Source organism: Effusibacillus lacus, assembly GCF_002335525.1.
GTDB lineage: Bacteria > Bacillota > Bacilli > Tumebacillales > Effusibacillaceae > Effusibacillus > Effusibacillus lacus.
On record NZ_BDUF01000020.1, the window covers coordinates 31,929 to 47,776 of the forward strand.

18 protein-coding genes and 1 pseudogene are annotated in these 15,848 nt (G+C 48.1%); 16 read left to right on the forward strand and 3 right to left on the reverse strand.

Translation table 11 applies throughout. The features are described from left to right. The first annotated feature begins 51 nt into the window (after positions 1 to 51). Positions 52 to 1,407 carry a B12-binding domain-containing radical SAM protein gene (locus EFBL_RS05225; RefSeq protein ID WP_207907614.1) on the forward strand — a complete coding sequence of 452 codons (1,356 nt, stop codon included), beginning with the start codon at positions 52 to 54 and terminating at the stop codon, positions 1,405 to 1,407. 126 nt (positions 1,408 to 1,533) lie between these two features. On the opposite strand, the gene EFBL_RS20455 is transcribed toward EFBL_RS05225, so the two are convergent. Beyond that, complete coding sequence (locus EFBL_RS20455; RefSeq protein ID WP_165912699.1) at positions 1,534 to 1,704, reverse strand: hypothetical protein; 171 nt, start codon at positions 1,702 to 1,704, stop codon at positions 1,534 to 1,536. Between the two features lie 214 nt (positions 1,705 to 1,918). Further along, positions 1,919 to 2,362 carry a hypothetical protein gene (locus EFBL_RS05230; RefSeq protein WP_096181088.1) on the reverse strand — a complete coding sequence of 148 codons (444 nt, stop codon included), beginning with the start codon at positions 2,360 to 2,362 and terminating at the stop codon, positions 1,919 to 1,921. A 123-nt stretch (positions 2,363 to 2,485) separates the two neighbouring features. On the opposite strand from EFBL_RS05230, the gene EFBL_RS05235 reads away from it, so the two are divergent. Together EFBL_RS05235 and queF are read left to right on the forward strand one after the other, a co-directional pair. Next, positions 2,486 to 2,833, forward strand: a complete 348-nt coding sequence (locus tag EFBL_RS05235; RefSeq protein ID WP_096181089.1) for a hypothetical protein — start codon at positions 2,486 to 2,488, stop codon at positions 2,831 to 2,833. 67 nt (positions 2,834 to 2,900) lie between these two features. Further along, positions 2,901 to 3,278, forward strand: a pseudogene (gene queF, locus EFBL_RS05240) (preQ(1) synthase); the annotation flags it as partial. Between the two features lie 71 nt (positions 3,279 to 3,349). Here the strand turns inward: queF and EFBL_RS05245 are convergent. Further along, positions 3,350 to 4,120 carry a DUF4931 domain-containing protein gene (locus EFBL_RS05245; protein ID WP_096181091.1) on the reverse strand — a complete coding sequence of 257 codons (771 nt, stop codon included), beginning with the start codon at positions 4,118 to 4,120 and terminating at the stop codon, positions 3,350 to 3,352. Between the two features lie 200 nt (positions 4,121 to 4,320). Here EFBL_RS05245 and EFBL_RS05250 point away from each other — a divergent pair, with 200 nt between their 5' ends. From EFBL_RS05250 to EFBL_RS05310, 13 genes are all read left to right on the forward strand, one after another. Then, complete coding sequence (locus tag EFBL_RS05250) at positions 4,321 to 4,977, forward strand: hypothetical protein (protein ID WP_096181092.1); 657 nt, start codon at positions 4,321 to 4,323, stop codon at positions 4,975 to 4,977. Positions 4,978 to 5,123: 146 nt separating this feature from the next. Beyond that, positions 5,124 to 5,255 carry a hypothetical protein gene (locus EFBL_RS21620; RefSeq protein ID WP_269432678.1) on the forward strand — a complete coding sequence of 44 codons (132 nt, stop codon included), beginning with the start codon at positions 5,124 to 5,126 and terminating at the stop codon, positions 5,253 to 5,255. A 19-nt stretch (positions 5,256 to 5,274) separates the two neighbouring features. Then, complete coding sequence (locus tag EFBL_RS05260; protein WP_096181094.1) at positions 5,275 to 5,985, forward strand: response regulator transcription factor; 711 nt, start codon at positions 5,275 to 5,277, stop codon at positions 5,983 to 5,985. Positions 5,986 to 5,987: 2 nt separating this feature from the next. Further along, entirely contained in the window at positions 5,988 to 7,379 is a 1,392-nt protein-coding gene (locus EFBL_RS05265) for a sensor histidine kinase (RefSeq protein ID WP_096181095.1), read from the forward strand. Between the two features lie 329 nt (positions 7,380 to 7,708). Beyond that, entirely contained in the window at positions 7,709 to 8,251 is a 543-nt protein-coding gene (locus tag EFBL_RS05270; RefSeq protein ID WP_096181096.1) for a DoxX family membrane protein, read from the forward strand. 70 nt (positions 8,252 to 8,321) lie between these two features. Continuing rightward, positions 8,322 to 8,756: a hypothetical protein gene (locus tag EFBL_RS05275; protein ID WP_096181097.1), complete on the forward strand. Its 435-nt coding sequence runs from the start codon at positions 8,322 to 8,324 to the stop codon at positions 8,754 to 8,756. A gap of 185 nt (positions 8,757 to 8,941) precedes the next feature. Beyond that, entirely contained in the window at positions 8,942 to 9,790 is an 849-nt protein-coding gene (locus EFBL_RS05280; RefSeq protein WP_096181098.1) for an electron transfer flavoprotein subunit beta/FixA family protein, read from the forward strand. A 12-nt stretch (positions 9,791 to 9,802) separates the two neighbouring features. Then, positions 9,803 to 10,909: an electron transfer flavoprotein subunit alpha/FixB family protein gene (locus tag EFBL_RS05285; RefSeq protein ID WP_096181099.1), complete on the forward strand. Its 1,107-nt coding sequence runs from the start codon at positions 9,803 to 9,805 to the stop codon at positions 10,907 to 10,909. Continuing rightward, on the forward strand, positions 10,906 to 12,210 hold the full coding sequence (locus EFBL_RS05290; RefSeq protein ID WP_096181100.1) for an FAD-dependent oxidoreductase: 1,305 nt from the start codon (positions 10,906 to 10,908) through the stop codon (positions 12,208 to 12,210). The genes EFBL_RS05285 and EFBL_RS05290 overlap by 4 nt, the downstream gene beginning before the upstream one ends. Then, on the forward strand, positions 12,207 to 12,485 hold the full coding sequence (locus tag EFBL_RS05295; RefSeq protein WP_172899644.1) for a ferredoxin family protein: 279 nt from the start codon (positions 12,207 to 12,209) through the stop codon (positions 12,483 to 12,485). Before EFBL_RS05290 ends, EFBL_RS05295 begins: the two co-directional genes overlap by 4 nt. A 233-nt stretch (positions 12,486 to 12,718) precedes the next feature. Beyond that, positions 12,719 to 13,330, forward strand: coding sequence for a LytTR family DNA-binding domain-containing protein (locus tag EFBL_RS05300; RefSeq protein ID WP_369690093.1), 612 nt, complete (start codon positions 12,719 to 12,721; stop codon positions 13,328 to 13,330). A 187-nt stretch (positions 13,331 to 13,517) separates the two neighbouring features. Continuing rightward, positions 13,518 to 15,074 (forward strand): succinyl-CoA:acetate CoA-transferase ScpC, encoded by a 1,557-nt coding sequence (scpC, locus tag EFBL_RS05305; protein WP_096181103.1) that lies wholly within the window; start codon positions 13,518 to 13,520, stop codon positions 15,072 to 15,074. Positions 15,075 to 15,216: 142 nt separating this feature from the next. Next, entirely contained in the window at positions 15,217 to 15,840 is a 624-nt protein-coding gene (locus EFBL_RS05310) for a YhbD family protein (protein WP_096181104.1), read from the forward strand. Positions 15,841 to 15,848: the final 8 nt, after the last annotated feature.

Below are 15,848 nucleotides of genomic sequence, written 5' to 3' on the forward strand. Positions count from 1 at the left end.
TTAAGTAGTTCTGATAAAATGAACATACATCCAAATAATAGGAGACACAAAGTGAAGAAGAAATACAGGGTTGAACTTATCACCGCTGAATCGGAAGCCTCGAGATTTATTAGATATAGGCGGATCATTCGTTTTCCTCAGCTTACAATGCCACTTTTGGCTGCCTATACACCTCCCCATTGGGAGGTCACACATACTGATGAAATTGTACAGAAAGTCGATTTTAATAAAAAGGTGGATTTGGTTGGAATAACTGCAAATACAGCTGCTGCTCCACATGCGTATTGGATCGCAGCCGAGTACCGCAAAAGAGGGATTAAAGTAGTGATCGGCGGTCCCCATGCGACACTTATGCCCGATGAAGTACAGGATCATGCGGATTCGGTGGTGGTCGGAGAAGGGGAGTTGGTCTGGCCTAAGCTATTGGCTGACTTTGAGAACGGTTGCTTGCAATCCATTTATAAATCCTGTGAAGTACCTGACCTACAAAACATGCCACATCCCCGATGGGATTTAATCAAGGGGCGAACCTATGGGAAAGGAGTGACAATAGCCACACGTGGTTGCCCATTCGCTTGTGAATATTGTACAATCCCGCAAATGTATCAGAGGAAGATGCGATATCGACCGATCGCTGATATTGTAGAGGAGCTACAGCATATGCCGGGAAAGGCACTTATCTTCTGGGATGATAATATTGGTGCCAATAAGGTCTATGCTAAGGAACTGTTCAAGGCCATAGCCCCTTACAAAAGATGGTGGACCAGCCAGGCAACATCGGAAGTCGCTTTCGACGACGAATTCATGGAGCTCGCCGCCAAGAGTGGATGTAAGGCACTTTTCCTGGGATGGGAAACGATCTCCCAGAACAGCTTGAACTCCGCCAACAAAGCCCACAATCAAGTGGGAAAGTATCAGGAGATTATCGAGCGATTCCACTACTATGGAATTGCAATTCAGGCAGGGACCGTCTTTGGATTTGATCATGACGACAGATCCATTTTCCGTTCGACGGTGGAATTTTACCGTGAGATTGGTCTTGATTCGGCTACAATCAGCGTTTTGATTCCGTTTCCGAACACACCGCTTTTCCGCAGACTGGAGGCAGAAGGGAGAATTCTGACAAAAGACTGGTCCAAATACAATGGGAAAAAAGATGTGGTCTTCCAGCCAGCCCTAATGTCACCGGAAGAATTACTAATGGGGACTGAATGGGCGGCTCGTCAATTTTATTCGATTCCTTCGATTATAGAGCGAATGTGGAAATCAAAGACCGGATTGTGGTGGAATATCATTCGCAATGTTGGTTATCATCTGGCACTCCGAAACTTTGGTAACATCGGCTTTAATCCGGAGGAACGAGAGGTCATCTCCACACCTTCTTTCACAAAAGAGGCCAGGTGGTAAATGGAAGCCTCTATTTTAAACATAAAGGATTCTGGGGGCTTATTCGGGGTTTCTTCAGCCGCCGCCCCTCCAGAAATCCCGAAATAAGTCCCTGAAAATACCTTATTTGCAGATCGGGTCTTTTGCTTACTGTGCCAACTCACCTTGTTTGCGCATGGCGCGCTTGATGTCTCTCACCAGTTGGGCTTTATTTTTGCGAAACCGGACTCCGCCTTCTTTGTAGGACGGTGGAATCCGAAGCTGTTTGGCAAGGTTTTGAATTTCCTTGATTCCCATATCGTCGATGTTGAACTTCATAGATAACCCTCTTTCCTGTACCCTTCCAAAATCCGTTTCCCATTGTACCATTGTTACCAAGCGGCTGTCAGCCTATAAGAGCTTTTTTCCAGAACGTTAAAAACTTATAGTGCATACCGTAATGATACATACCGGTTCCCCCGGTGTGATCATATAACGAAGCCGTCCCGTCTGGGGCGGCTTCGTGTTTCTCCACGGCACAATCCGGTATTTCTTAGGTGGTGAAACGATTATACGGATATCGGACAAATTGAGGGTCCGGACGGAATTCGTTCAGGTTGGCATTCTGCGCAAACCCTTGCGGCAGCATGTTGTCCGGCATTGGGTATTGCGCGGGGGGGTGCATGGGTGACTGTGTTGGGTATCCGTTCTGGATCTGGAGGTGCCTGCCAATGGTTGCAATGTGCTGGTTCATATGGTTGCACAAATCTCTCATTTGAGTCAACAGTATGGCCGCCTGTTGTTCTCCTGCCGCCATTTCGTTGAGATCATTCGGTTTCCCCTGCATGGCAGCAAGCTGATCGTAGTTCTTCTTTTCCTGAAGACCCAATTTCTCCGTCATAGACTTCAATTCGTTGATTTCCTGGCGAATGGTTTGCAGTTCGTTGACCAAAGTCTCGATACCGGTGTCCAATTGATTCGGGTTGGTGTTTTGCATTGGCGTAATCCCCCTTTTCGCACATATTTTTTAGTACGGTCTGCCAAAATATGCATGATTAGAATAGAATCTTGACAGTTATTTTGAAACACACAAATTCTATATTTTGGAGGAAGCCATACGATGGACGCAAGATTGAATGAACTGCGAGGCGAAATGGCAAAGCTGCAGTTGGAAGTCAGCATGCTGCGGCAAATGATGGGTTCTTTGCATCGTGCGGAACAATCTAACGTAGATCGTCTGCGGGGACAGACGAGTCCTCAAACCTTCGGTCCTGTCGGCCAATTGATGCCCAACGAGCAATCGGCTGTGCAGCAACTGGAACAAATGAAGCAGATTGGAAACCAACTGAAACAGCATGTGGATCATCTGTCCAGCATGTTGCAAACCAACCGCCCAAGTCCCAATTCTACAGTCATGTCAGATCCTTATTCCCAAGGGTTAAGAGACCCCATGCAGCGTCTCTATTAACAATCCCGGATCGCTTGACCAGCATACTTTCCTGGGGTATTCTGGATTATGCATTATTTTTATCAATATGGGGTGTGCTCAGGAGGGGTATTTCATGTCAACACGTCCTTCAAAGGAATTGGAGATCGTTCCGAATCCGCACCCGGATCGGGACTACCTGGTGGAAATCGAGAGCCCGGAGTTTACTGCGCTTTGTCCGAAAACCGGTCAGCCTGATTTTGCGACGATTACGATTAAATACATACCCGGTCCCTCGATTGTGGAATTGAAATCCTTGAAGCTGTATCTGTGGAGCTTCCGGGATGAGGGGCACTTCCATGAAGATGTCACCAACGTGATTTTGAATGATCTGGTAAAAGCGTTGGAACCGCGTTACATGCAAGTGATCGGCAAATTTAACGTCCGCGGCGGAATTTACACAACCGTTACCGCAGAGCACGGGAAGAAGACCGTTTAAAGAAGAGGCCTGCCTCATTGGAGGCAGGGCTCCTTTACTGATTTATAATAGTACAAACCCTATTTGAAGTAGAGGTCTTGAACTTGCTTCACCACATCTTCGAGCCGGTTGGATACTTGAGGAATCGAAAATCCAACATACAAAGGCGTTGTGACAAACCGGGGAACCGCCTTTACAGCCAGCATTTTGCCGACCTGATAAAAGAACAGGTTGTAACTGTTGCAATCCTTGTGAAAATGGTTCAGAACGTAATGGGCTGCCGTCTGGACATAATCCGCCATTCTTTCAAGCGGGCCATTTCTTTCAAAGATCACGTTAAACTCAAAAAATCCGATTCGTGGCTTTGTGGAAAGGTTAAATTCCACCCCGTCCTGCCGATCAATCACAACGCCTTCAAAGTGTTCCTCTTTTACATGCTCCCTGTAATCGATATGCTTTAGCCCGACGATTTGCATGTGCGGATGGCGTATCGACCCGCCCGAATTGGGACCGTGGTTTTTGTAGAAGATCACGGACTTGTAATCGTTAGTCGCATCCATTTCCAGCCACTTTTCTACGCCAAACCGCAGCAACTTGTACAAATGTTCTTTGGAGTAAAGGGAAAGTTCCGATTCACACTCGTCCGTTTCAATCAGAACAGTCTGAAACGTATCCTGCAGCGTCGGATATTTGTTTTTGACCAGCAAAATCGGCCCCTGTTCCGCGAGAATCCCGTCTGCATCGAGTTGTTCGCGGGCACAAAAGGGGCATTGAGTATACCTGTTCCGAATGCTTTCAGGCTTCTGCCGCCCGATGTGGGAGTTGAAGCGCAGATGGGTATATAAAGACATGTGGAGCCACCTTCAGGTTCAAGATTGAAGTTGAATTACCAATATTATTATAGGCTTTGTGGAATAACCTGCGCCAGTAGGGATATGGTCAAGAAGATTTCCGCAAATTCCCGAAGCTTTTCCACAATTATTCCGTAATTGTTGGCTACACTTGGACTTGTAAAGAGTTCCCAACAACATTTTAAAGGAGTGTGTGAAAGATGAAACTGAAGCCGGTCATCGCATGCTTAGGAATCGCTTCTCTCCTGCTCACAGGTTCCGCATTTGCTGCAACCGAAGGCAATGCTGCCAAAGACAAATTTCAAACCCTGAAGGAACTGGTGCAGCAGGAAAAACAATTGAACCAGCAGTTTAAAGAGAAGTTTCAGGAACATCGGGCAGCGGCCAAAGACAAACGGGCTGAAATCGGGCAGGATGTCCATGACAGGGTAAAGCCCGTGCTGGAGGAAATCAAGGCTCTGCACCAGCAGGTCCAGCAAATTAAGCAGGAATTGCAGCAGGCCAAACAAAACCACGAAAAAGAAAAAGTAGAAGCATTGAAAGCAAAGCTCAAATCCATCCATGAGCAGATTGAGGCCAAGAAAGAACCGATCCGGGAGGATCTGGCGAAGATCAAGGAAGTTCGCGCCAAGTTCAAAGACAGAATCGGGGATTTCAAAGAAAATCATCCGGGGTTGAAAGACAAGCTGAAAGCCCTGAAGCAGATGAAACAGGAGAAACATGAGTTGATCCAGCAAGCCAAAGAACTCAAGCAGCAAGGAAAGGAAACGGAGTTGATGACCGTGCTGGACAAGGCAATCGAACTGGAGAAGCAAATTATCCAGGCCAAGCAGGAATTGCTGCAATCCAACCGGTAACAGCACTCTGAAAACAACATGAATCCCGTTCCCCGGGGGCTGTTCCAGCCCCCGATATATCCCTTACCGCAAATAATGTGGTACAGGAACTTTCCACAGAACCAGCAGAAACCGAAACGGGCAATGTTGCCAAATTTGCAGGTCAGATGAACCTGATTGGCGAATTTATCGGAACAGGGCTCAACACCTCCCTTTATTCCACACTGCTTGACCAGTGGCTGAACGCACCGTCTCCGGAAATCCTTGGGGGAACTTTCGAGAACCTGAGATTTGTCTGACAGGAAGGCGAGATCGCAAATGAATGACCATCCGAGAAAGATCTATGTTGTGGATGACGATGAGAAAATATGTGAGATTATTGCGCGTTATTTGCAGACGGAAGGGTATCAGGTGCGCATCTTTCATCGGGCGGCGGCCGCTTTGGAAGCCTGGACACAGGAACCTCCCGACATGTTCATTCTGGATATCATGATGCCCGGCATGGATGGCTATGAATTCTGCCGGCGAATCCGGGCGCAGAGCATGGTACCGATTATTATGGTATCGGCCAGGGACGATGAGGTGGACAAGATTGTGGGTCTGGAGTTGGGGTCTGACGATTATCTGTCCAAACCTTTCTCCCCCCGTGAGTTGGTGGCGCGGGTAAAGACAATGTTTCGCCGAATCGATGCGATGCAGGCGCAGGACACCTTGCCGAATGAAAACAGCCGGCAGGGTGTCCGCCTGGCGGATCTCCAAATCCTGTCCGAAGAACGGCGTGTTACCAGGAACGGCACCGACATTCCCTTCACCACCAAAGAGTTTGAACTGTTCTCCTTCCTTGTCACGAACCTGAACAAGGCATACACTCGCGAACAATTGCTGAATCAGGTGTGGGGATATGAATATCCGGGAGACGAAAGGGCAATTGACGATTTGGTCAAACGGATCCGCAAAAAACTTAAGTCTGTTGAATCTTCGGTGGACATCACAACCGTTTGGGGATACGGCTACAAACTGGAAGGATAATCATGGCTAAGCGCTCGATTGGGAAGAAACTCATCTCTTCATATTTGCTCCTGATTGTCATTACTTTGACTGTGTCGGGGGCGTTGTTTTATGCCTCCATGAAAAAATACATGATCGCTGAAGCCAAAAGGGGTCTTGCCGCAGAGGCGAAACATCTGATCCAACTTGCGGAAGAAAATAACGGCAGCCTGCCGTTGAAAAGGCTGGTCATGACCAAACTGGCCCTGCGCATGATCGAAAGTGATTACATTGTTGTGCAAAAGGGGGATCAGGAAGTGATCCACTCAAGCACGGGAGAGATCAACAAGGGGAACCGTACCCCGTTTCCCGTACAGGCGGTGTTCCTTGAGGGGAAACCGACGGACGGACAAGTAGAGTTCAAGGGCAAGGACATTCTTTATGTGGCTCTCCCGGTCCATGCCAACAAGTCAAAACAGGTAACCCATGCCATGATCCTCTTTACCGATCTCAATCAGGTGAGAAATGTGACAAAAGCGGTTGCCTGGGTAATTGTCAGGGGATTCCTGATTACAGGGGCCATCATGCTGTTGGTTGCATTCGTAATGATGAGATCGCTGACCCGTCCCGTAAAGGTGCTGCAACACGCGGTCGGAAGACTGGCAAGACGGGATTTCACTCCGCCTGAAGTGATCAAAACAGGCGACGAACTGGAGGATCTTTCCCACGCCTTTCAACAAATGACGATCGAGTTGAAACGCTATGATGAAGGGCAGCGAAGGTTCCTGCAAAATGCATCCCACGAACTGAAAACCCCCCTGATGGCCATTCAGGGATATGCGGAAGGAATCCGGGATGGAATCTTCTCGGGTGCGGATGCGGAGCGTGTGCTGGATGTAATCTCGGCAGAAAGCATTCGTCTCAAGAAACTGGTGGATGAACTGATTTATCTGTCCAAATTGGAGACAATGGAAGACATCTATGAACCGTCTTTGGTAGATCTAAAGATGATAGTGGAGGAGAGCATTCTCCGGGTGGAAAGCCTTGCCCGCCAGAAGGGCATAGAGATCGTCGTGCAGGCGGATGCGGACGTACCCAAGCTGTTGCTTGACCCCGACAAAATGATTCAGGCGCTGCTTAATCTATTGGCAAACGGAATCCGGCACGCCCAAAGCAAAGTGACCATTCGAATTGTCTCGGATTCGGAAGCGATCCGGCTGATCCTGCAGGACGACGGGCCGGGTTTTCAATCAGGGGACAAAGACCGTATTTTTGATCGGTTTTTCCGTGGGGATAAAGGGGATACCGGATTGGGGTTGGCCATCACCAAAGCCATCATCGAAAAAAGCGGCGCTGCCATCCGCGCGGACAACGGGCAGAATGGAGGCGCCGTCTTCATCATCGGGTTTCCCGCAGAAAAAGGCCCGTTCCACTAGTTCAGAACGGGCGTCTTTCTTGCCATTAACGAAAAAACCAACAGCATGATCAGCAGAAAAATTATCAGAAACGCAATCAGCCAGCGAATCATCAGGGCGGTTTGTCTGTTCACTTCAATCCCCCTTTGCGCTTTCTCCTTTAGTAAATGCTGACACACCTCCTACTTGCTCCCGACAAATGACACATTTTGTTTTAAAAGTCTGGAATAAAAAGTGAACAAGTGGCGTTGCCCATAGTTTTTTCAGATACTGAATTTATAATAGGAACTAGAAAGAGCAAAAACTCTTTCGAACTCCGGAGTTACAATACTATTACAGGAGTGGTTCTTATGTTGAACTGGCTCAGAACTAATGTATACGCTTCTGTTGTATTGGCTTTGCTGAGGATCTATCTTGGCTGGGAATGGATGAGCGCAGGCTGGCACAAACTTGCGGGCGACAAGCCGTTTGACGCCAGCAAGTTCTTGCAAAACGCTGTTAACAAACCGGTTCTGGAAACCGGCACTACCGAGGCATTGTATCCTAATTATGTAGCCTTTCTTAAAAGTTTTGCGCTGCCAAATGTGGATCTGTTCAACTTCCTGATTCCATGGGGAGAATTTCTGGTGGGACTCGGCCTGCTGCTCGGAACCCTGACCACCGCCGCCGCATTCTTTGGAATGGTGATGAACTTCGCGTTCATGTTTGCCGGCACTGTTTCTTCCAATCCATTCATGGCTCTTCTTGGGTTCTTCATTCTGGCTGCCGGGTTCAACGCAGGCCGTTTCGGCGGAGACTACTGGGTGGTGCCTTGGATGCGGGGACTGGCAAAGCGAATCTTTAAGAAGGATAAAGACGTGCCTGGAGCAAAACCGCATCTTCCCGCAGTATGACAAATATGCAATAAATAAAAGCGTAGGGATTTTCCCTGCGCTTTTGTTTACATAGGAGAGAGAAAGTCGGGTGAGCTTGATGAACGGGTCACTTGCATCCCGCTGTCAGGAAGTGGCAGAGGCACTAAAACAGAAGAAGCTGGAAAAAGTTTGGTACGCAAGAGAATTGCTGGCCGCACCCCAAGAAGAGAAACTGATTTGCGCCGTGAAGTATCTCGCGGTCGAACTGCAGATGCATCAGGAAGTCCGGTCCGTCTGGCCCTACGTGCTGTCAATGCCGGACAGCAGCGAAGCCGCCTTCTTATGCGAAACCTACAGCTGCAACCTGGAAGATCTGGGGGAACTGCTCAATACCCGAATCCAACAGTTGTCTTTCTCACTGGAGGTGCTTAATGACAAAATGTCCGGTGCGGCAAGCCCATTCTGGCAGACGGTCCGGGACGAATTTTTGATCCGGTTGTGCGAGGAAGCAAAAAATTTCGTCGAAAATCAGGGAACTCCCTGATTTTCAAAAACGACAGAAAGGCATATATTGGCATTGAGAATAGAATTATTTAATCATAATAGCAATTATTTTTTTATAATTAAAAATAGGTGGAATTATCAGTTGACAAAAGTTCATAATTTCACAAATATAGAGATAGAAGCAGTGAACGATTTCTTTGTATAGGGAAGGAGAGGGAGAAAGAGATGTTGCACATTGTGGTGTGTGTCAAGCAAGTTCCGGACAGCCGGGAAATCCGTATCGACCCCAAGACCAACACCCTGATTCGTATTGGTGTTCCTGCGATCGTGAACTTTTACGATCTGCATGGTTTGGAAGAAGCCCTGGTGCTGAGGGAGAAATACGGCGGCCGGATTACTGTCGTTTGTATGGGTCCGCCTCCTGCGGAGAAGGCGTTGAAGCAGTGCATTTCACTCGGTGCGGATGACGCGGTTCTTGTTACCGACAGAGGGTTCGCGGGTGCGGACACGTTGGCAACATCTTACGTCCTTGCCGAATCTATAAAGAAGATAGCAGAAACATGGGGACCGGTTGACATTGTCTTCACGGGAAAGCAGACTCTTGACGGGGATACAGGTCAAGTAGGGCCGGGTATTGCATGCCGCCTGGACCTGGAACAATTAACCTACGTCCAGAAAGTGGTAGGCATTAACATGGAAACCAGGCGCATCACGGTCCATCGTCATCTGGAAGATGGGGTGGAAGTGGTGGAAACGAAACTTCCCGTGCTGTTGACGGCTCTCAAAGAACTGAACACAGTCCGTCGTGCTTCCATGCCGGGCATGTTGAGAGCGGCACAGTTCAAGCCGGTGGTTTGGACTACCCAGGACTTCCCCAATCTTGACCGGAGCAAAATCGGTCTGAAAGGATCCCCGACCATTGTGGGCAGATCGTGGGTTCCCGAACAGAAGGCGGCTAACACCGAAATGATCGAGGGCGACGATGTGAAAGTGAAAGCTCGCACATTGGTTGACAAGCTTTGGCAAACGGATCTCCCGGCACGTTTTGGTTGGGATCAGAAGGCACAAGGGTAGGGGGGCATACCGATGACGGAAGAACAAAAAGTAACAGCTGTCGATGACATGCCGGATTGGTCGGCGTACCGCGGAGTGCTGGTTTATATTGAACACCGCGAAGGAATTGCCAAGAAAGTAGGCTGGCAGCTGCTGGGCCAAGGCAAAAGGCTGGCCGACAAGCTGGAAGTTGAAGTGATGGCACTGGTAATCGGCCATAATGTGGGTCAACTGGCAGAAGAGGCGATCACTTACGGTGCAGACCGGGTGTTTCTGGTTGATGCGCCGGAACTGAAAGATTATAGGACTTATCCATATTCCCGTGCTTCCATGAAAGTCATTCATGAAGTAAAACCGGAGATTGTGCTGTTTGGTGCAACAGCTACCGGCCGCGATCTTGCCGGTGCCATTGCAACCCACTTACCAACCGGTTTGACTGCAGATACAACGGAACTGGATGTGGAACCGCATCCCAGCCGTTTACTGCAGGCTTCCCGTCCCGCTTTTTCGGAAAAAATGATGGCCACCATCCTTTGCAAACAGTATCGGCCGCAAATGGCAACTGCCCGAGCCGGCGTATTTGAAGCGCTGCCAAAGGATCCGTCCCGCAAGGGGGAAATCGTCCAGATCGATTTTCAAATTCAAGAAAGCGAAATTGCGGCGAAAGTTCTGGATTTTATCCAGGATCAATCCAAAATCAACCTGGAAGAAGCGGAAATCATTGTGGCGGGCGGCCGGGGTCTTGGTGGCCCGGAACCGTTCAAGATGCTTCAGGAGTTGGCGGATGCGCTCGGTGGCGTTGTAGGTGCTTCCCGCGCTGCGGTCGATGCCGGCTGGATCAAGCATGAACATCAGGTGGGCCAGACCGGGTATACGGTTCGCCCGAAGCTGTACTTTGCCATTGGGATCTCCGGCGCCGTTCAGCACACTGTCGGCATGCAGAATTCCGACTTGATCATTGCCATCAACCGCGATCCGGATGCACCGATTTTTAAAGTGGCGCATTATGGTATAGTAGGGGACTTGTTCCAGATTGTGCCTGCCATAACGGAAGAGGTACGCAGCAGAAAGGGCGCCTCTTTTCTCAGCAACAGTTCGAATTCATCTGCAGCCAATGAGGAAGGGGGAGTCCGGGTATGACGAACAAATTTGACGCAATCGTTGTGGGAGCCGGTCCGGCCGGCGCGGCAGCAGCATTGACGATGGCCAAAGCGGGGCTTTCCGTTGTATTGCTGGAGCGCGGGGAATTCCCGGGGGCCAAGAACGTGTTCGGGGGAGTACTCTACCGGAAACAGTTGGAGGACATCATTCCTGAATTCTGGAAAGAAGCGCCGCTGGAACGTCATATTGTGGAACAAAGACTCTGGATCCTGGGTCCCGAGTCGGTGGTAACCTTCGGTCACCGGAATGAAGCATTCAAGGAGCCTTATAACTGCTGGACGGGCATGCGTGTAAAATTCGACGAGTGGTTTGCGAAGAAAGCGGAAGAGGCAGGAGCCATCCCTGTATATGAAACGGTCGTGACAGACCTGATCCGTGAAGGGGACAAAGTTGTCGGCGTCAAAACAGACCGTGAGCAAGGCGATCTGTACGCGAACGTTGTTGTCATTGCAGATGGCGTTAACTCCCTGTTGGGAAAACAACTTGGCGTGCACAAGGAATGGCTGCCGGATCAAGTGTCACTGGCAGTGAAAGAACAGATTTTCCTGCCGAAAGAGAAAATCTTGGACCGTTTCAACCTGGAAGGCGACGAAGGGGTCACGATCGAGTTTGTCGGCGAAACCTCCCGTGGCATGACGGGTCTTGGCTTCCTTTACACCAATAAGGAATCGATCTCCCTTGGAATCGGTGTGATGGTGTCCGATCTGAAGAAAAACAACGTCAAGCCCTATGAGCTGCTGGAAGGTGTGAAGCAGCACCCGACCATTCGCAAGCTGATTCAGGGCGGCGAAACCAAAGAATACGCGGGTCACCTGATCCCGGAAGGCGGATTGAAAGCAGTTCCCCCGCTGTCCGGCAACGGTTGGGTAATCTGCGGGGATGCTGCCCAGCTGGTGAACTTCGTTCACAGGGAAGGTACCAACCTGGCTATGACTTCAGGGCGCTATGCTGCGGAAGCGATCATTGAAGCGACCAAGAGCGGCGACTTTTCCCGCCAGTCTTTGAGCCTCTATGATGCAAAAGTGAAAGAGTCGTTTATCCATAAAGATCTGAAGAAGTACCAAGGGCTGCATTCGCTCTTGAATGAAGTAGATCCGAAGGTGTTGTTTGAAAACTTGCCGCGTGCACTGAATGATGCCGCTTTCCAGATGTTGCTTGTGGATGGTGTCTCCAAAGCTGAGAAGCAGCGCTACGCGATCAAGCGTCTGAAGGAAGCTACCGGCGGAACATGGGATCTCTTGAAACTCGGATACAAGGGATGGAGGGCGATCAACGGATGAGCGCTACAATTGAAGAAAAACTGTTTACGATCCGGTACAAAGTCGATCACCAGTCGCATCTGATCATCAAAGACCAGGATGTGTGCATGAAGTGCACCACCAAGGAGTGCACGCATTTCTGTCCTGCGGATGTGTATGCATGGGAGGGCAACTTCACCTCGGTCGCTTTCGAGAACTGCATTGAATGCGGAACCTGCCGTATCGGCTGCCCCACTTACAACATCGAGTGGGTGTACCCCAAGGGCGGATACGGCATCACTTACAAGTTTGGTTGATTGATTGCCTTTCTTGTCGAACAAAAATTATCCCGTATCACGATATAAGTGGTACGGGATAATTGTTTTTTTTGGTGAACGGGTCTGTACCAGGATATCATGCAAGATTGGATAGAATTTATTCACGGAAATTGTTTTAATAACAATAGAGACTGTCTGGTGGAGTGAGAGAGATGGAGAATGCTTCGGTTCCCATGATTTTAAAGGCCATAAGCGAAGTGTTTCCGGAAGAGGTGTCTTTTGCGATTGCCGATCATTCAAGGTATATCTATTACCAGCCTAGCCATAGCGTTGATTTGAAAATTAAACCTGGTGACGCCATTAGGGAAGGCACTGTAACACACAAGGCATTAAAAATCAGACAAAAGGTTTCACAATATGTAGAAAGTGATGTATTTGGCGTTCCTTATTACGGAATGTCCATTCCCCTTATCAACCGTGGGAATACAGAGGGATGTTTTACAGTTATCTTTCCGCGTTTTTTGGGAAAAGAAAGTGAAAAGCTGCCCAGGCACCATTTTTTGATAGGGAAAAAAGAAGATCGCTGGATACCCGTCTCCTTTCCGAATATCTTCTTTATAGAGTCCCATAATGGAAAAACGTTGCTTCATACAGAGAAAGATGTTTATCTTAACAAATACAGTCTCGTTGAACTGCATAAGATTCTGCCGCAAGAATATTTTGTCCGCTGCCATCGCGCTTTCTTTGTGAACGTGAATGCGATCGCCGAAATACATCCCGATTTTCACTCAACTTTTGTGCTGGTGCTGAAGGATCAAAACCGGACTCGAATTCCTGTCAGTCAAAAATATGCGAGTCATTTCCGGAAATTGCTTGGGTTTTAGGGCAACAGAATTGCATTTTGAGGCGATTCCTCCCTTTGAATTCAACGGGAGAGGGATCGCTGTTTTTATGGATTCAGATGGAAAAATTCTGTTTTATTCCTGAATCTGCTGTTTTGTTTGGGATCGGATGTGGAGTTTTTTGAACTGTGCTAGTTTAGAAAACAAAACGAATGGTAGGTGGGGGTAAATGTTATCCGAACGGTTACGAGATAAAAGTTTGTATCAGAAGATTGTGTCCGCCGAAGAGGCTGCCGGTTGGATCCGGGATGGCATGACAATAGCATTAAGCGGATTTACGCGTGCGGGCGATGCCAAAGTCGTACCAATAGCTCTGGCCGATCGGGCAAAAAAGGAGAACAAACCTTTCAAAATCAATGTCTATACCGGAGCTTCTTTGGGCTCTGACGTAGATGCGATTATGGCGGAAGCAGGAATTGTCAACAAGCGCCTGCCATTTCAGGCAGATAAGTTGATGCGGCAAAAAATTAACAGTGGGGAAATCTTGTTTGTTGATCAACATTTGTCGCATACTGCCGAAGCCATTCGGGGAAACATACTGGATCCTATTGATTTCGCCATAGTGGAAGCGGTTTCAATTACAGAAGACGGACAAATCATACCCGCAACATCTGTCGGGAATTCCAGTATATTTGTGCAACGTGCAAAACAAGTCATTGTTGAATTAAACGTCGCTCAGCCATCTTCTCTTGCAGGAATACATGATATCTATGATCCGGGTTTGCAAGGCCAGCGTCTGCCGATTCCTTTAACGTCCGTAGAACAGCGTATAGGCAGCATCGGGATTGCGGTCGATATCGATAAAATAAAAGGGATTGTCATAACCAATCAACCAGATTCACCTTCCACCATTGAGCAGCCGGATGAGGAAACGGCGTTGATGGCTGGTCATTTGATTGATTTTTTGCGTCATGAAGTGAAAATGGGCAGACTGCCCGCCCATCTTGCACCGTTGCAATCAGGTATTGGCTCTGTAGCAAATGCGGTATTCAACGGATTCATGACTTCCGAGTTTTCAAACCTTGAGGTGTATTCGGAAGTTTTACAGGACGCGGTATTTGATTTATTGGATGCCGGAAAAATCAGGTTTGCTTCCGGATGTTCCATAACCTTGTCACCCCGAAAAATGGATTCTGTGCTAAACAGTTTTGAAAAATATCGCGACAAGATTGTATTGCGCCCGCAAGAAATATCGAATCACCCGGAGATTGTTCGCAGACTGGGACTAATCTCCATTAATACGGCGCTGGAAGCAGACATCTACGGGAATGTGAATTCAACAAATGTACTTGGAACCCGAATGATGAACGGAATTGGCGGATCTGGAGATTTTGCACGGAATTCACGTTTGGCAGTTTTCGTAACTAAGTCAATCGCAAAAAACGGAAATATATCAAGTATAGTTCCTTTTGTTACCCATATTGACCATACTGAGCATGATGTGGATGTAATCGTAACCGAGCAGGGTCTGGCCGATCTGCGTGGACTGGCTCCCAGAGAACGGGCACCGGTAATTATTGAAAAGTGTACGCATCCGTCGTATCGACCACAACTCTATGAATATTATCAGGAAGCTCTGTCGCGCGGCGGACACACTCCGCATGTTTTGGAAAAGGCTCTGTCCTGGCATATACAATACGCAACCGAAGGAACCATGCTGATTTCGGAACCGTCAAAGAAAAGAACAGATATGCAGCCGTTATCCGTTGGGGGTGGCTGGCACTAATCTTGCCGGACAAAAATTATCCCGTATCACGATATAAGTGGTACGGGATATTTGTTTTTTGTGGTCCGCCGTTGTATGACATTATTTGTTTACAACGTAACATTGTTATGTTACACTGTTGCTTGAGAAAGGGTGTGTTTGGATGGACCAGAATCTGATCTCAAAAAAAGAACTCCTGGAACTGACGGGGATTTCTTACGGCCAGTTATACAGATGGAAAAGGAAGAACTTGATCCCCGAAGACTGGTTTATAAGAAAGTCCACTTTCACCGGACAGGAGACTTTTTTTCCAAAAGCCAAAATCTTGGACAGGATCGACAAGATTCTGAACATGAAAGAAGGTTTGTCTTTGAACGAACTGGCCGATATGTTCTCTCCAAATCCTGCGGAAGCTTCTTTAACCAAAGACGAACTTCTGAAACGAAACATTGTTTCGAAAGAAGTCCTCGCAATGTATGAGAAATATCAGGGGGAAACTGAAGTTTTTGATTTTGAACAACTCCTATACGTCTATATTCTTGAAAAGATGCTTCAGACAGGGGAAATCAGTCTGGATGAAACAAAAATCATAGTGCAGGCGTTGGCAGATCATTACCCAAAATTTCATGGCAAAAACTGTGATTTGATTTTTGTTAGGAAACTGGGAGTTGCGATTTGTTGTATGGTTTCCAGCCCCAGTGAAGTGTATTTCGAGAGCGGCGCCAAGCTGGTCGCTCAGTTCAACCTCGCCAACTGCATAGAAGAATTGAAATTGAAACTTGCGTAAATGGGGGA

What these genes read in the sequence shown, in the direction of transcription:
- EFBL_RS20455 (WP_165912699.1), bottom strand. Translation starts at nt 1,704, where the DNA reads ATGAAGTTCAACATCGACGATATGGGAATCAAGGAAATTCAAAACCTT.
- EFBL_RS05230 (WP_096181088.1), bottom strand. Translation starts at nt 2,362, where the DNA reads ATGCAAAACACCAACCCGAATCAATTGGACACCGGTATCGAGACTTTG.
- EFBL_RS05235 (WP_096181089.1), top strand. Translation starts at nt 2,486, where the DNA reads ATGGACGCAAGATTGAATGAACTGCGAGGCGAAATGGCAAAGCTGCAG.
- EFBL_RS05245 (WP_096181091.1), bottom strand. Translation starts at nt 4,120, where the DNA reads ATGTCTTTATATACCCATCTGCGCTTCAACTCCCACATCGGGCGGCAG.
- EFBL_RS05250 (WP_096181092.1), top strand. Translation starts at nt 4,321, where the DNA reads ATGAAACTGAAGCCGGTCATCGCATGCTTAGGAATCGCTTCTCTCCTG.
- EFBL_RS21620 (WP_269432678.1), top strand. Translation starts at nt 5,124, where the DNA reads ATGAACCTGATTGGCGAATTTATCGGAACAGGGCTCAACACCTCCCTT.
- EFBL_RS05260 (WP_096181094.1), top strand. Translation starts at nt 5,275, where the DNA reads ATGAATGACCATCCGAGAAAGATCTATGTTGTGGATGACGATGAGAAA.
- EFBL_RS05265 (WP_096181095.1), top strand. Translation starts at nt 5,988, where the DNA reads ATGGCTAAGCGCTCGATTGGGAAGAAACTCATCTCTTCATATTTGCTC.
- EFBL_RS05270 (WP_096181096.1), top strand. Translation starts at nt 7,709, where the DNA reads ATGTTGAACTGGCTCAGAACTAATGTATACGCTTCTGTTGTATTGGCT.
- EFBL_RS05280 (WP_096181098.1), top strand. Translation starts at nt 8,942, where the DNA reads ATGTTGCACATTGTGGTGTGTGTCAAGCAAGTTCCGGACAGCCGGGAA.
- EFBL_RS05285 (WP_096181099.1), top strand. Translation starts at nt 9,803, where the DNA reads ATGACGGAAGAACAAAAAGTAACAGCTGTCGATGACATGCCGGATTGG.
- EFBL_RS05290 (WP_096181100.1), top strand. Translation starts at nt 10,906, where the DNA reads ATGACGAACAAATTTGACGCAATCGTTGTGGGAGCCGGTCCGGCCGGC.
- EFBL_RS05295 (WP_172899644.1), top strand. Translation starts at nt 12,207, where the DNA reads ATGAGCGCTACAATTGAAGAAAAACTGTTTACGATCCGGTACAAAGTC.
- scpC (WP_096181103.1), top strand. Translation starts at nt 13,518, where the DNA reads ATGTTATCCGAACGGTTACGAGATAAAAGTTTGTATCAGAAGATTGTG.
- EFBL_RS05310 (WP_096181104.1), top strand. Translation starts at nt 15,217, where the DNA reads ATGGACCAGAATCTGATCTCAAAAAAAGAACTCCTGGAACTGACGGGG.